A 14,971-nucleotide genomic window follows, 5' to 3' on the forward strand; every position below is an offset into this window, starting at 1 on the left:
AATTAACTGCCGACCTCGTTCTCCGCGTATACTGCTCTGGCTTTCTCATCTCCCTTGCGGATATAAGGTCTTATGATCAGCCTGTTTCCTTTGTCGTATGTGAAAAGGTTCCAGATCCAGTTTGTCAGTACCAGTATTTTATTACGGAAGGTAGAGAGGAAGGTGATATGCACAAAGAGCCAGATATACCATGCAATCCTGCCTCCGATCATAATATTTCCCGGCAGGTCTGCTACGGCCTTGCCCCTGCCAATGGTGGCCAGAGATCCTTTATCAAAATATCTGAATGGTTTTACGGGTTGCTGCTGGTGTAATGCCCAGAGGTTCTTCGCTAAATATTTCCCCATTTGTATGGCGGGTTGTGCCACACCGGGATGACCTTTGGGATATGTATCTGATTTCATCATGGAGATATCCCCTATGGCAAAAATGTTATAGCTGCCAATGATACGGCAATTGAGATCTGTTAACAAACGTCCACGTTCTGCCCATTCTGCGGGCAATCCGGGCATTGTTTCTCCGGTTACTCCGGCAGACCAGATCACACAAAATGATTTGATAGGTTCGCCGTCCCTGATGGTAACTGTTTCCCCGTCGTAGTCCTGCACCATCGTTTTCAGACGGATGTTCACCCCCATCTTTTCAAGGTCTTTTTGTGCTCTCGCACTGGCTTTGGGAGACATGGGCGGTAATACTCTGTCCAATCCTTCCAGTAAGTAAATGCGCATTTTATTAAAGTCCAGCCGGGGATAGTCTTTAGGAAGAATATGCTTTTTGAGTTCAGATAAGGCGCCTGACATTTCCACACCAGTGGGGCCTGCGCCAATCAGAACGATATTGAGGATATGATCTTCTATAGCCGGATCTGAATTCAGACTGGCCCATTCGAACAGTTGCATGAGCTGGCTGCGCAGGTTCAGCGCATCCGGTATACTTTTTAATGAAGACGCAAATTTCTTCATATTCTCATTGCCGAAATAATTTGTTTTGGCCCCGCCGGAGATGATGAGATAATCATATTTTAAATTCCCTGCACTGGTACTAATGGTATTCGCAACAGGGTCTATGGACAATACTTTCAGCATGCGGAAATGAAAGTCCTTTCTTTTATGGAAGAGATTGCGGAGTGGGCCGGCAATAGAATCGGCCTGAAGGCCCGCAGACGCTACCTGGTAGAGCAGGGGTTGAAAGGTGTGATAGTTATGTTTGTCAAACAATACTACCTGGAATTTATCATCTGATAAACCGGTTGCAGCATTTAGACCGCCGAAGCCGGCACCGATGATAACTACCCTGGGTTTTTGCGTATCCGGGATATTCAGCGTGATTTGCCTCATTTCCATAAAACAATGATTTTGTTTATAATGGAAGGCCCAAAAACCATGCCCTGTGGGGGGAATGAATGTGACTACACAATTGTGCTAAGGAAAGTATCCAGACTTTCTTCCTTTTGTAAGTTTAGTTTTTGTTTTAAACGATAGCGTGCCATGCGGATACTTTTTGCTTCTACTGCCAGCCGGCTGGCGATTTCTTTATTGGATAATCCCATCCTGATGTAGGCACAGTATTTAAGATCGAGGCGGGTAAGACTTTCTGCTGCTTTTTCCTGCAGGCGTGTACTGAATTCGGGATGTAAATCTGCAAAGTCTGATTTGGCAGATTCAAAGTCCTCATCCATTTTACGGCTATCCGTAATGATGCGGTCCATCTGTCTTAATACCGGATCTGCGCTGTTATGTGTGGTGATTTTCTTTTGCAGCGTCTGCAATAATTCATTCTTTTCTTCCACCTGTAAGGCGCCTGCCAGCAGTTCATTCTGCAGGCGTTCCTGTCTTTCCTGCAAGAGTTGTTGTTCTGCTTCTAATCTTGCTGTTGCTTCTGCCTGTAATTGTAATTGCAGTTCCAGTTGCTTCGCTTTTGTTTCATTTAATAATGATTGTTGCAGAGAAGCTCTTAAACGAAAATGATAAGCACGGAAAAAGAAAATTAATGCAAACAGGGCAGCCGCTGCCAGGCAAATATAAAAGAAGTTCAGTTTTCTGTTAAAGTCGGCACGTTGTTGTAAAAGCGCCAGTTCTTTTTCTTTTTTCTCGGATTGATATTGTGCTTCTAATTTTTTTGCAGTGGCCTGTTGTTGTGCATCAAAAGCCGTTTTATAAAAATCGATGTATTGTTTATAATATTCTAAAGCCTGGGCTTTGTCCCCTTTTTTCTCTGCTACTTTTGACAGTGCCTGCATGATACGGGCTTTGGTAACGCTGCTGCCGGAAGGGAATCTTTCTATGGCTTCCAAACTCATATGGAGTAAGAATTCTGCCTGATTATAATCACCTGCCGCCACGGAATAATCGCTTAGCATACCGTAACAGCTGGCCACGATTTCCTGCTGTGTGGTTTCCTTTGCTAATGAAAGGGCCGTGTTGATATATTTGATGGCACTGTCTTTTTTATCAGGATAAAACTCTGCATAAATATTGGCGGTGTTCAATGCTACCAATGCCAGTGTGCTGCTGATAACGAAGCGTTCGTGTTGTTGCAGCCCTATTGAGAGCGCCTGCCTGTTATAATATAATGCGGAGTCGAGTTGTATGCTTTTAGATTGTTTGCGGTATTGTATGATGAAGTAACTGCCCAGCGACTGATATCCCATACAGATCTCGTCTGGTGTTTGTGCCTGTAGTCCTTTCTGTAAACAGAGGCGGGCATATTTTAATTCATTCTCCGGATCATTCCAGTCGCCATAAATACCCGCAATAAAATAATAAATACCGCATTCATAATTATATGCTTTTTGTCCATCCAGGTAGCGAAGTGCTTCTAACAGGTTTTTCATGGCGCTGTCGGGCTGTTCTTCCATCACCTGTAACCATCCTTTGCGATACATGGCAAATCCTTTGGAGGCCTTATTACCAGATTTATCGGCATACCAGATAGCACTGTCTACTGCTTTGCGGGCCAGTTGAGTACTGTCGTTAAGTTCATAGAGGTGTACCAGGCAGCCATATATGAAGGAGCGGTATTGGGGATCTTTGACAGTGCTGCTCATGACGAGCGCCTGCTGGTCGAGTCCTATGCCCGTTTTAACATCCCTGTTGCCGGCGATCTTAGCCAGTAGTGCGGTGGCCATGATACGGTTCTCCACGGTCGTTTCCTTCCGTGCAAGTACATCTTTCAGGGAATCTGTAAGAATAGACTGTGCTTTCAGTAAGTGGCATGACAATATGAGGATGATCCCCAGAATATGGCGTTTACGAATAGTTGGCATCGTACAAAAATAATCAGTTTGCTGATATATTGCGTCTTTCGCCTATCTGCTGTCTCCACATAGCATAATATAACCCCTTAATTTCCAGGAGTTCTTCGTGGGTACCGGTTTCCACTACTTTCCCTTTTTCCAGCACATAGATAGTATCTGCGTGCATGATAGTAGACAGGCGGTGGGCGATGAGGATATTGATCTGTTCGCGGCGGGCGGAGATGCTGCGTACCGTATCGGTTATGGCTTCTTCTGTGAGGGAATCCAGTGCAGACGTAGCCTCGTCGAAAATGAGCAGTCGCGGGTGGCGGATAAGTGCTCTGGCGATGGAAATACGTTGTTTCTCTCCCCCTGATAATTTTAATCCGCCTTCACCCAGTACGGTATTTAATCCGTTGGGAGAGCGGGCCAGTAACTGGGTACAGGAGGCTTTGTCCAGGGCTTCCAGCATTTCGGCATCGGTAGCATCTGCTTTTACGAACAGCAGGTTGTCTTTGATGGTACCTGCAAAGAGCTGGGTATCCTGGGAAACGAATCCTATCTGGCGCCGCAGTTGGTTATAACGGATTTCGCTGGAAGGAACGTCGTTGAAATAGATTTCGCCGGATACCGGCTGGTATAACCCCAGCAACAGTTTTACCAGGGTAGACTTCCCGGAGCCGGAGGGCCCCACAAAGGCGACGGTATCGCCCATGCCCGCGCTGAAGCTGATGCCGTCCAGGGCATTTTGAGTAGCCGTCTGATGCCGGAATACGATGTTGGAAAACCGGATACGGTCCAGGGTTCCCAGTTCTGTAGGACTAACAGGGCGTTCTTCCACCGGTTTATGCATCAGCTGGTCAAATAGCAGCAGGGAGCCTTCTGCTTCCCGGTAAAAGAGGATAATACTACCCAGCTCCTGCAGGGGGCTAAAGATGGTGGTGGAGATAAACTGCATGGTGATCAGTTCCCCGGTGCTTAATACTTTATGGAAGATGAGCCATAAGAGGATGAAAAGGATGGATTGCCGCAGCAGGTTGAGGGTAGTACCCTGTAAAAAGGAAAGGGTACGTACCTGCTTTACCTTTTTCATCTCCAGGTCATAAATATTCTTTGTAAATGTGCGCAGGCGGCGTATCTCAGGAAAGGTAAGGCCCAGGCTTTTCACCAGCTCTATGTTCCTCAGCGATTCTGTAATAGAGCCCGACATTTTGAGGGTTTCTTTATTAATGGCCCGCTGGATCTTTTTCATTTTTCTGCTCAGCATACCTGTGAGGGTCCCCAGTACCACTACGCCAAAAAAGAATACCGGCACCAATGCCCAGTGTTTATTGATGGCGTACCAGATGAGGAAGCCGATGCCAACGGCGGAAGAAAAAAGGATATTAATAAAGGAGTTGATAAAGCGTTCAGTGTCTGTACGTACTTTTTGTAAAAGGGCAACGGTTTCTCCGCTGCGTTGTTCTTCAAATTCCTGGAAAGAGAGGCGTAATGTTTGTTTGAGTCCGTCGTTGAATACCTGCATGCCGAAGCGCTGAACGATTTTGCGCATGACGAAATCCTGTAAGGACCTTGCCAGCCTGGCAACCATGGCAACGCCTATTGCCACGGCCAGCCAGAAGGAAACTCCTTTTACCAGTTCATTCTCCGGGCGGCCGTTTGGATGCAGGGCGTAGTTATCGATGATCTTCCCAAAGATCATAGGATCTATCATCGTCATTATCTGTCCTGTCCCTGCCAGCAATAGCGATAATAGTATCAGCCAGCGGTGGGGACGCATGTAGTTCCAGAAGATCTTCATGCCGCAAAGTGCGCAAAAACTACACCACTATCGGGTGTCAGGACGGTTTGTCTGCTGTGTTCCTGATAAGTCCGATGCCGGCAAAGAAGAATACCGCGCCGAGTATGCCGAAGATGATAATTGACTTCACACTCCGGGCTCCGCCGCTGGTGTTCATGAAGTTGACGGCTGCCATAATAAGGCCTGCCACGCCTAATAAACTGAGGATAATACCGAGTATTCGCTTTTCCATTGTAGGTCTTTAACAGGGATAATACAAATTGTATGCCCCCCTTAAATAAGGCATTTGGAAACTATTTTTAAAATAGATGTATAAATATGTTGATTTTATTGAATAGATTGAGTAATTTAGGAACCGTAGCAAATTTTTGTCATATATTAGTAATTATCAATGACTTGCGCAAACGTTTGCATGTTTCATAAAAAGGTGTACATTGTAATACATTTTTCGCATGTAGTGGTATTATATAATCAGCCAATATTCCCACGCCGACTATGAAAAACAAAAAAGGGATGAAGCACTATACTAACTATACTATTAAACGAACCCTATATATATGGAAAGAAGAAATTTTCTAAAACAGGCAATAGTTACAGCGGCAGGTAGTGCGTTGTTGCCTGGGATTACGAAAGCAGGTGCATTTTGGGAGGACACACCGCTTGTTATTGATGGAAAGGGACCAGGGAAAGGATTTACTAATTTTTGGACCAAAACAGTAGGCGCAGGCCGGGCAAGTGAGGGATTAAGAGCAAACTGGCTGGAGCAGTTACAATTCAGTAAAAAACATTGTGGATTTGAATATGCACGTCTGCATGGAATATTCCATGATGATATGTTTGTCATAAAAAACAACAACGGAACGACGGTATATAACTGGCAATATGTGGATGAGGTCTATGATAAGATGCTGAAATCGGGCGTGAAACCCTTTGTGGAACTCAGCTTTTTCCCAAAAGACATCAGTAGCGGACAATCTTCACAGTTGTGGTGGAAAGCACATGTTACCCCACCGGCAGACTTTGTGAAATGGACAGACCTGGTGACCAGTTTTGCCAAACATTGTATAGAACGTTTTGGAATAGAAGAAGTAAGCACCTGGTATTTTGAAGTGTGGAATGAACCTGATCAGCGTGCATTCTGGGATGGTACCAAAGCGCAATACTTTGAATTGTATAAAGCGTCGGCGACTGCCCTGAAAGCAGTTTCTCCGCGTTTGCGCGTAGGCGGCCCTGCTACGGGCAGCTTTGGCGCAGATGGGAAAGGTGTATGGATAGAGGAGTTCCTGGCATATTGTGCGGGTGAGAAACTACCGGTAGACTTTGTGTCCACGCATCCTTATCCGGCCAATGGCGGTCAGCCAAGAGAACTGGATGCAACTTCCAAAGACCTGTTATGGTTGAATGGCGTGGTGCGTAAGAGTCCGTTCCCGCAGGCAGAGATCCATTGTACAGAATGGAATTCCAGTGCATCTGTCCATGATGCTATGCATGATGGATTACCGGTGGCGGCATACATTGTGAAAGTAAATGCAGACAGTATAGGATTAGTGGACTCCCTGGCTTATTCCTCATTCTCCGACGGGTATGATGAAACAGGTGCAGGCGATGCTTTTCATGGCGGAGTAGGACTGGTAAACAATTTTAGTATTCCCAAACCGTCTTTCCATGCTTACCGCATGTTGCATGCAATGGGGGATGAGTTGTTATATAATAAAGATGGAATTGTCGTTACAAGACATAAGGATTCTAAAAGATTAAGCGCTATTTTATATAATTTACCGGCTGCAATAAAGACAGTTCCGATGGGTGCGGCAGATGCGCTTTTTAGTGTAGGCGAGGACAAGGCTTTTAACTTTAAGCTCACGGGTACGCATCCTGATGCACGCTTTAATGTGGAGATACTGGACCGTGATAACGGGAATGCATTGAAAGCTTTTAAAGATGCAGGTAGCCCGGAATCTCCTGCAAAAGATCAGATACAGACATTACAACAGATGGCAATGGCGGTGAAAGAAGCGCAGATCCTGGCCAGTACGACAGGGATATTGCAGGTGGGAATGACATTGAGATCATGGGATGTAGTGTTGATAGATGAGGTAAAATAAAATAACGATTACAGAGGCTGTGCTGATAGTCTTCGCCATTACTCTCGTCTGCTGCTTTAACGGCATCAGGGAGGGGTGGCTTTATTTATTATAAGCAACTATTCCAGTTATGAAAAGATTAACCCTTCTGCTTGTGAGTCTGCTCACACTGAAAACATTTGCACAACAACCCCTGAAGTTATGGTACCGGCAGCCTGCCGGTAATACATGGACAGCAGCTTTACCTGTTGGTAATGGTCGTATGGGAGCCATGGTATACGGCAATCCTGCACAGGAATGTATTCAGTTGAATGAATCCAGTGTATGGACCGGAAGTCCTAACCGTAACGATAACCCGGATGCGCTGGCAGCTTTACCGGAAATAAGAAAACTGATCTTTGCGGGTAAACAGAAAGAGGCTCAGGACCTGGCCCGTGAGAAAGTACAAAGCCGTGCTTCCAATGGGCAGATGTTCCAGCCGGTGGGAAGTTTGAACCTGACTTTCCCCGGGCATGAGAAATATACTGATTACTACCGGGAACTGGATATTGAACAAGCCGTGGCCACTACTACTTATACCGTAAACGGGGTGCATTATAAAAGAGAAGTATTTGCGTCCGTGCCTGCACAGGCTATTATTGTAAAACTGACCAGCAGTGTACCGGGAGCGTTAGCCTTTACCGCATTTTTATCTACTCCGCAAACGAATGTTAGTATCAAAGCAAAGAGCAATGAGCTGGTTATTCATGGAACAACGGCTGGTCATGAAGGCGTGGAAGGAAAGGTGAAATTTAACGGGATTACCAGGATTATGGCTCCGGGCGGGAAAATCATGACTACTGATACTGCTGTCACTATCAGCAATGCTACTACAGCGCTGATCTATATTTCCATTGCTTCGAACTATGTAAACTATAAGGATATCAGTGCAGATGAAGTGAAACGTTCTTCCGCTTATCTCACCGCTGCATTGAAGAAAACATACCCGCAATTATTGGAGGAACATATCACTGCCTATCAGCATTATTTTAATCGTGTGAAAATAGATCTGGGTACGTCTGATGCAGCAGTTGCACCTACAGATGAACGATTGAAGAAATTTGCGGATGTAAATGATCCGCAGTTCGTATCGCTTTATTTTCAGTATGGCCGTTATCTGCTGATCTCTTCTTCTCAGCCAGGTGGGCAGCCAGCCAATCTGCAAGGTATATGGAATGCCGAAGTGAAACCACCCTGGGATAGTAAATACACGATCAATATTAACACTGAAATGAATTACTGGCCGGCAGAGAAAGACAACCTGCCGGAGATGCATGAGCCGTTGATACAGATGGTGAAAGAATTATCTGTTACGGGGCAGGGTACAGCCCGTACCGTATACGGCGCAAGGGGATGGGTGGCACATCATAACACAGATATCTGGCGTATTACAGGGCCGGTAGATAATATTTTCTATGGTATATGGAGTATGGGAGGCGCGTGGCTGAGTCAGCATTTATGGGAGAGATATCTGTATAACGGAGATAAGAAATATCTGGAAGAGGTGTATCCTGCTATTAAAGGAGCTGCGATGTTTTTTGTAGATGACCTGCAGGAAGAGCCTGTACATAAATGGCTGGTCGTAAATCCCGGTACTTCTCCGGAGAATGCACCTGCTTTCAGGAAAGGCGTTTCTTTTGATGCCGGTACAACGATGGATAACCAGATCGTATTTGATATGCTGACGGCTGCTATTAATGCAGCAGCCGTGTTACAGAAAGATGTTGCCTTTACGGATACGCTGAAGGCCATCCGTAAAAGACTGCCGCCTATGCAGGTAGGGAAGTATGGACAGTTGCAGGAGTGGATGCAGGACCTGGATGATCCGGAAGATCATCACCGGCATATTTCTCATCTGTATGGATTGTTTCCTTCTTCACAGATTTCTCCATACCGTACACCTGCATTATACAGCGCTGCCAATACCACTTTATTACAGCGCGGAGATATCTCTACCGGTTGGAGCATGGGCTGGAAAGTAAACTGGTGGGCGCGTTTGCTGAATGGAGAACATGCGCTGAAATTAATTACCAACCAGCTGAGCCCCGTAGGGACTAAAGGCGGTGGTGGTACTTATACCAATCTGTTTGATGCACATGCACCGTTCCAGATAGATGGGAACTTTGGATGTACGTCAGGGATTACGGAGATGCTGATGCAGAGTTATGATGGTGCTATACAGTTATTGCCGGCTTTACCGGCGGCATGGAAAAGCGGTAGTATAAAAGGCCTGAGGGCAAGAGGCGGGTTTGAAATTACGGATCTTGAATGGAAAGAGGGGAAGGTCGTGAAGGTGGTGATCAGGGCTAACTTAGATGGCAATTGCCGCTTACGTGTCCCTAATGAGTTGCAGGGAGTTGTATTGAAGGCTGCTGTGGGGGATAATCCGAATCCTTTTTACCAGACACCTGTGGTCACACAACCGTTAATTGCAGATTCGGCGAAGGTGAAACCGTTTACATTACCGGAAACATTTTTATATGATGTGGCTGCACAAAAAGGGAAAGAATATACATTCCTGATAAAGTAACTTAGCGAAATGAAAAGAAGTTTTTTAAGTATGCTGGTGATACTGATCACCGTAATTTCCTGCACGGCACAGCATGTTTATGTGTTTGCTTATTTCAAGGGGAATGGGGAAGATGGGTTACATCTTGCATATAGTAAAGATGGGTATAAATGGGCTGCTTTGAAGAATGATCAGTCGTTTCTGACGCCTGTGGTGAGTAAGGATAGGCTGATGCGCGATCCCTGTATTATCAGGGGAGGGGATGGATTGTTTCATATGGTGTGGACAGTGAGCTGGAATGATAAGGGGATAGGATATGCCAGTTCCAAAGATCTGGTCCATTGGTCGCAGCAGGAGTATGTGCCTGTAATGGAAAAGGAAGCCGGCGCCAGGAATTGCTGGGCTCCTGAGATCACCTACGATCAGAAAACCGGCACTTATATGATCTACTGGGCTACAACGGTCACGGGTAAATACACAGAGACCTTATCCGGTAAGGAAAGCAGTTATAATCATCGCCTGTATTATGTGACAACGAAAGATTTCAAAACATATTCTCCCGCTCAGTTGCTGTACGAACCTGGCTTTAATGTGATAGATGCAACTATTGTGAAAGCAGGCAGGCAATACATGATGGTGATGAAGGATGAGACAGTAGAACCTGCGAAGAAGAACCTGCGTCTGGCATACAGTGACGAACTTACAGGGCCTTACAGCAAAGCGGGTCTCCCTATTACCGGTAATTACTGGGCAGAGGGGCCTACTACATTACAGCTGGGAAAGGACTGGCTCATCTATTTCGACCGTTATAAGGACCATCGTTACGGTGTCATTCTGTCGTCTGACAGGCAGAAATGGACCGATGTGTCGGATAAAATCAGTTTGCCTGAGGGAATCCGCCACGGGACGATTTTCACAGTTAGTGAGCAGGAATTACAAGGGCTACTTTAGAAAAGTTGGCATGTATAATGCGGCAATGAAGACTGAAAAGTCTTTTTAAATTCATTGCTTAAATAAATAAAGATGGAAACTAAACAATCACTGACTTACAAACTGGGAGGTCAGTTGGAAATCAATCGTCTTGGTTATGGCGCTATGCAGTTGACCGGAACCGGTGTGTTTGGAGAAGTAGCAGACCGGGAAAATGCGAAAAAAGTATTGCAAAGTGCGGTAGCATCCGGCGTGAATTTCATTGATACAGCAGAAGCATATGGGCCAAAATTAAATGAGAGCCTGATAGCTGATGCGTTGTATCCGTATAAGAAGGACCTCGTGATTGCCACGAAGGGCGGGTTTAATCGTCCTGGTCCAAACCAGTGGGTACCTAACGGTCGTCCTGATTATATCCGGGAAAATATAGAAGGCAGTTTACAGCGTTTAAAAGTAGATACGATTGATCTGTGGCAGTTGCACCGGTTTGATCCTGCAGTTCCTGTAGAAGAAACACTGGGTCCTGTAGTAGAAGCAGTGAAGGCCGGAAAGATCAGGTATGTAGGTTTATCAGAGGTAAATATAGAACAGATAGAGCGTGCGGAAAAAGTGATACCGATTGTTTCCGTTCAGAATTTATACAACCTGGGTAACAGGCAATGGGAAGAAATACTGGATTATACGGCTAAACGTAACATGGCATTTATTCCCTGGTTCCCGTTGGCTTCAGGACCTGATAAATTAGCAGAAAAGATTGACAGGATTGCAGCTAAACATGGCGCTACAACGTCGCAGATCGCATTAGCGTGGTTGTTGAAACGTTCCGCCAATATACTGTTGATCCCTGGTACCAAATCAATAGATCACCTGGAAGAGAATTTACAGTCAGCCAGGATTGAATTATCAGAAGAAGAATTTGCAGAGTTGTCTAAATAATTAATGTTTGATGTGTTATAAAGGTTGGTCTTAAAAAGATCAACCTTTTTTATAATAGCTATTTTGGAATAACAGGATGTGGTTATAAAGTATAACTTTAATACGGTATTAATTTTTGACCCAACCCACTTCCTCATGAAGCCATTTGTTTCCGCATTGTTCGATTGTATTTCTCAATGTCCGGTTTACTGTTGTAAATCTTCCTGCTAAAAGGCAGTGAAAGTTTCCCTGACCGTTCCTTCATGGCCAATTACGTAGTAGTACCCGTTATTATAAATCATTTTTAAAACACACAAAGATTTTTTCAAACCCTTTAAACATTCAATTCTATGAAGAAATTATTGCCTGTTGCACTATTGCTGTGCACATTATTTAGTATGTCTGGCTTCAAGCCTGCACCTTTCGTAAATGTTAAAGAGAATGTTGCAAAATTCGTCGATCTGCCTCTTACAGGTACCGTAGATGGATCAGGTGGTACCTACACTTATACTGTTTATACTTCTTCAATTACCTTTAAATTGGGGGCTACTACAGTTGGTACCTGGTATTCCACCTATGATGGTGTCAACACTTATACATTCACCGGTATGCAAAGTGCAACCGGTATCTCATCAGTTTTATTGCACCATGCGACATGGGACCCATACTGGATTGTTGAATTTTTTAGTCCGTTTTAATCATTCATAGTGTAGTAAATTAAAAGAGCCTGTATCGTACGATACAGGCTCTTTTAATTTACTGCTTGTCTCTTTGCCCGGTCAATTCAGGAGAGAAAATATAACCAGTTATTGCATATGTAGTTTTTTATGTTTACTTTTTTCGTCAATTAGTCCACGTCGCAAATATCCACGAACAATCAATAATCAATAATCAATCAAACATGTTCTCTTACCCAGTTAGAATAGCATTAATCGCCGCCATTGGAGGTTTCTTATTCGGTTTTGAAACCGCTGTCATATCCGGAGCGGATAAAATAATAGAAAAGTTATGGTCGCTGAGTTCTTTCTGGCATGGCTTTACAGTTGCTTCCAGTCTCATCGGCACTGTACTGGGGTCATTGGTAGTTGGTACTCCTGCGAAGATTTACGGCCGTAAAAAAGTACTGCTCACGATTGCGGTTATTTACCTGTTATCTGCTGTAGGATGTGCTTCTATTTCCACCTGGCTGCTGTTCGTATTTTTCCGTTTTACCGGAGGTATTGCAGTAGGGGCATCCTCGGTGGTAGGCCCAATGTATATCTCTGAAATAGCTCCGGCACATTTGCGCGGAAGGCTGGCAGGGTCTTTTCAACTGAATATTGTAGGAGGTATTTTCATTGCGTACCTCACTAACTTCCTGTTTGCAGGACTGGGTGATGAAGCCTGGCGCTGGATGTTGGGTGTGATGGTGATTCCCGCCGGACTGTTCTGGATCTTACTGCGTACCATTCCTGAAAGTCCGCGCTGGCTGATTCTGAATAACAGGGAAGAAGAAGCGATACCTGTGATGCGTAAACTACAGGAGATAGATGTGCCTGGAGCTGTACGTGCGATCCGTGAATCGGTGAAGTCGCACCAGGAATCACTGTTTCAGAAAAGATATGCCAAACCGGTATTGTATGCGGTGTTACTGGCGATGTTCAACCAGTTATCCGGTATCAATGCCATTCTTTATTATGCTCCCCGTATTTTTGAAATGGCCGGTTTTGATAAAAGTGCCGCTTACCTGCAACCGGTGTATATAGGCGCGGCCAATTTACTGTTTACGCTGCTGGCGATGACAGTGATTGATAAATTTGGCCGTAAAACGCTGATGCTCATAGGATCTGTGGGGATGATCGTTTTCCTGGCGCTGACTGCCTATGCATTCAGGGATGCACACAGTGCTAATAGTAATGTGCTGATTTACCTGATCGGGTTCATTGCTTTCTTTGCCTTCTCCCAGGGAGCGGTTATCTGGGTGTTTATCTCTGAAATATTCCCTAATTCTGTACGTTCCCAGGGAGGTTCACTGGGTAGTTTTACCCATTGGATCATGGCGGCCATTATTTCCTGGACATTCCCTGTAATTGTTGAGGGGAGTGCACATGGCGGGTTTTACTCTTTCGTGTTTTACAGTGGTATGATGTTGCTGCAACTGCTCTTTATCTGGAAGATGATGCCGGAAACAAAGGGGCGGTCTCTTGAGGAGATCCAGAAAGACCTGGGTATAGAGTAGGGGGGATGAATGGTGAGAGCGCCTTTATGAATGGCATTCCCACTTCATTTAAAAATCCTATTTTTAGGCACAACGTAAAATCAAAACCAACATGACCAAAACATTATTATTTACGATGCTGCTTTCTCCGGCGGTACTGTTCGCCCAGAAGGGTGATTTTGTACTGAAAGGGAAGATTGGTAGTCTGAATGCGCCTGCTAAGATATACCTGATGTACCGTGATGGGGCTACGCAGATACAGGATTCTTCTGAACTGAAGGATGGTGCATTTGAAATTAAAGGAAAGGTAGATGGCCCTTCCAATGCGATGCTGATCTTAAAGCATCCGTTACCGGGGCCTGATCCAAGACAGCGTGATGCCATGTATTTTTATGTAGATAAGGGTACTATTGTATTGAACAGTCCTGATTCCCTGCAGAAAGCCAAATTCAGCGGCTCTCTTATCAATGAGGATAACCAGCGTCTGACTAAGCAACTGGAGCCAATCATGGCCAGGAATAAGGCCCTGAGTGCAGAGTACTATGGTGCTACTGAGGAAGTACGCCAGTCAGAGGCTTTCCAGAAAAGCCTGGAAGAAAAGAGCGAAGCGATCTATGCTGATGAGAAAGTGATATACCTGGCATTTATCAAAGCAAATCCTAAATCTTTGATCAGCCTGGACGCTCTGCAGCGTTATGGCGGCGGTGTACCGGACAATCTGAAACAGCTCGATTCTATTTTTAATAAATTGTCTCCTGATGTAAGGAGCAGTAAGGGTGGAAAGGAATATGCCACATTGCTGAGTAGCTGGAAGAAAACAGAGGTTGGCGTAGAAGCGCCTGCTTTTACCCAGAACGATACACTGGGCAAGCCGGTGAACCTGTCGGATTTCAGGGGTAAATATGTACTGGTAGATTTCTGGGCTTCCTGGTGTGGTCCCTGCCGTGCAGAAAACCCTAATGTAGTGGCTGCGTTTAATAAGTATAAGGAGAAGCAGTTTACGATATTGAGTGTATCCCTGGACCAGCCTGCTGGTCGTGATGCCTGGCTGAAAGCCATCAACAAGGATGGTCTTACCTGGACACATGTTTCTGACCTGAAATACTGGGATAATGCCGTAGCTAAGTTATATGGAGTAAGATCTGTACCGCAGAATTTCCTGCTGGACCCACAGGGTAAGATCGTAGCGAAGAACCTGAGAGGGGAAGCGCTGGATAAAAAGCTGGCGGAGTTGTTACCTAACTAATACTATATTCACATT

General features: G+C 45.1%; 11 protein-coding genes. 7 read left to right on the plus strand and 4 right to left on the minus strand.

Features of this window, described 5'->3' with window-relative positions; all coding sequences use genetic code 11:
* Positions 1–2 precede the first annotated feature (2 nt).
* The 4 genes from GO495_RS00310 to GO495_RS00325 form a co-directional block, all read right to left on the minus strand.
* Positions 3–1,343, minus strand: a complete 1,341-nt coding sequence (locus GO495_RS00310; protein ID WP_157297715.1) for an NAD(P)/FAD-dependent oxidoreductase — start codon at positions 1,341–1,343, stop codon at positions 3–5.
* 65 nt (positions 1,344–1,408) lie between these two features.
* Positions 1,409–3,265 (minus strand): transcriptional regulator, encoded by a 1,857-nt coding sequence (locus GO495_RS00315; RefSeq protein WP_157297716.1) that lies wholly within the window; start codon positions 3,263–3,265, stop codon positions 1,409–1,411.
* Between the two features lie 13 nt (positions 3,266–3,278).
* Complete coding sequence (locus tag GO495_RS00320; protein ID WP_157297717.1) at positions 3,279–5,036, minus strand: ABC transporter ATP-binding protein; 1,758 nt, start codon at positions 5,034–5,036, stop codon at positions 3,279–3,281.
* Positions 5,037–5,073: 37 nt separating this feature from the next.
* Complete coding sequence (locus tag GO495_RS00325) at positions 5,074–5,268, minus strand: hypothetical protein (RefSeq protein ID WP_157297718.1); 195 nt, start codon at positions 5,266–5,268, stop codon at positions 5,074–5,076.
* Between the two features lie 325 nt (positions 5,269–5,593).
* Here GO495_RS00325 and GO495_RS00330 point away from each other — a divergent pair, with 325 nt between their 5' ends.
* The 7 genes from GO495_RS00330 (at position 5,594) to GO495_RS00360 (ending at position 14,956) form a co-directional block, all read left to right on the plus strand.
* Positions 5,594–7,141, plus strand: coding sequence for a GH39 family glycosyl hydrolase (locus GO495_RS00330; protein WP_157297719.1), 1,548 nt, complete (start codon positions 5,594–5,596; stop codon positions 7,139–7,141).
* 109 nt (positions 7,142–7,250) lie between these two features.
* Positions 7,251–9,689 carry a glycoside hydrolase family 95 protein gene (locus GO495_RS00335; protein ID WP_157297720.1) on the plus strand — a complete coding sequence of 813 codons (2,439 nt, stop codon included), beginning with the start codon at positions 7,251–7,253 and terminating at the stop codon, positions 9,687–9,689.
* Positions 9,690–9,698: 9 nt separating this feature from the next.
* On the plus strand, positions 9,699–10,619 hold the full coding sequence (locus GO495_RS00340) for a glycoside hydrolase family 43 protein (protein ID WP_157297721.1): 921 nt from the start codon (positions 9,699–9,701) through the stop codon (positions 10,617–10,619).
* A 72-nt stretch (positions 10,620–10,691) separates the two neighbouring features.
* Positions 10,692–11,534: an aldo/keto reductase gene (locus GO495_RS00345; protein WP_157297722.1), complete on the plus strand. Its 843-nt coding sequence runs from the start codon at positions 10,692–10,694 to the stop codon at positions 11,532–11,534.
* Positions 11,535–11,863: 329 nt separating this feature from the next.
* The gene (locus GO495_RS00350; protein ID WP_157297723.1) at positions 11,864–12,211 is read left to right on the plus strand and encodes a hypothetical protein; all 348 of its coding nucleotides are present in this window, start codon (positions 11,864–11,866) and stop codon (positions 12,209–12,211) included.
* Positions 12,212–12,414: 203 nt separating this feature from the next.
* A complete protein-coding gene (locus tag GO495_RS00355; RefSeq protein WP_157297724.1) occupies positions 12,415–13,731 on the plus strand; it encodes a sugar porter family MFS transporter in 1,317 nt (438 codons plus the stop codon).
* Between the two features lie 91 nt (positions 13,732–13,822).
* The gene (locus tag GO495_RS00360; RefSeq protein ID WP_157297725.1) at positions 13,823–14,956 is read left to right on the plus strand and encodes a TlpA disulfide reductase family protein; all 1,134 of its coding nucleotides are present in this window, start codon (positions 13,823–13,825) and stop codon (positions 14,954–14,956) included.
* Positions 14,957–14,971: the final 15 nt, after the last annotated feature.

It is taken from the genome of Chitinophaga oryziterrae, from assembly GCF_009758125.1.
Taxonomy (GTDB): Bacteria; Bacteroidota; Bacteroidia; order Chitinophagales; family Chitinophagaceae; genus Chitinophaga; species Chitinophaga oryziterrae.

What these genes read in the sequence shown, in the direction of transcription:
- GO495_RS00315 (WP_157297716.1), bottom strand. Translation starts at nt 3,265, where the DNA reads ATGCCAACTATTCGTAAACGCCATATTCTGGGGATCATCCTCATATTG.
- GO495_RS00355 (WP_157297724.1), top strand. Translation starts at nt 12,415, where the DNA reads ATGTTCTCTTACCCAGTTAGAATAGCATTAATCGCCGCCATTGGAGGT.
- GO495_RS00310 (WP_157297715.1), bottom strand. Translation starts at nt 1,343, where the DNA reads ATGGAAATGAGGCAAATCACGCTGAATATCCCGGATACGCAAAAACCC.
- GO495_RS00335 (WP_157297720.1), top strand. Translation starts at nt 7,251, where the DNA reads ATGAAAAGATTAACCCTTCTGCTTGTGAGTCTGCTCACACTGAAAACA.
- GO495_RS00350 (WP_157297723.1), top strand. Translation starts at nt 11,864, where the DNA reads ATGAAGAAATTATTGCCTGTTGCACTATTGCTGTGCACATTATTTAGT.
- GO495_RS00360 (WP_157297725.1), top strand. Translation starts at nt 13,823, where the DNA reads ATGACCAAAACATTATTATTTACGATGCTGCTTTCTCCGGCGGTACTG.
- GO495_RS00325 (WP_157297718.1), bottom strand. Translation starts at nt 5,268, where the DNA reads ATGGAAAAGCGAATACTCGGTATTATCCTCAGTTTATTAGGCGTGGCA.
- GO495_RS00330 (WP_157297719.1), top strand. Translation starts at nt 5,594, where the DNA reads ATGGAAAGAAGAAATTTTCTAAAACAGGCAATAGTTACAGCGGCAGGT.
- GO495_RS00340 (WP_157297721.1), top strand. Translation starts at nt 9,699, where the DNA reads ATGAAAAGAAGTTTTTTAAGTATGCTGGTGATACTGATCACCGTAATT.
- GO495_RS00345 (WP_157297722.1), top strand. Translation starts at nt 10,692, where the DNA reads ATGGAAACTAAACAATCACTGACTTACAAACTGGGAGGTCAGTTGGAA.
- GO495_RS00320 (WP_157297717.1), bottom strand. Translation starts at nt 5,036, where the DNA reads ATGAAGATCTTCTGGAACTACATGCGTCCCCACCGCTGGCTGATACTA.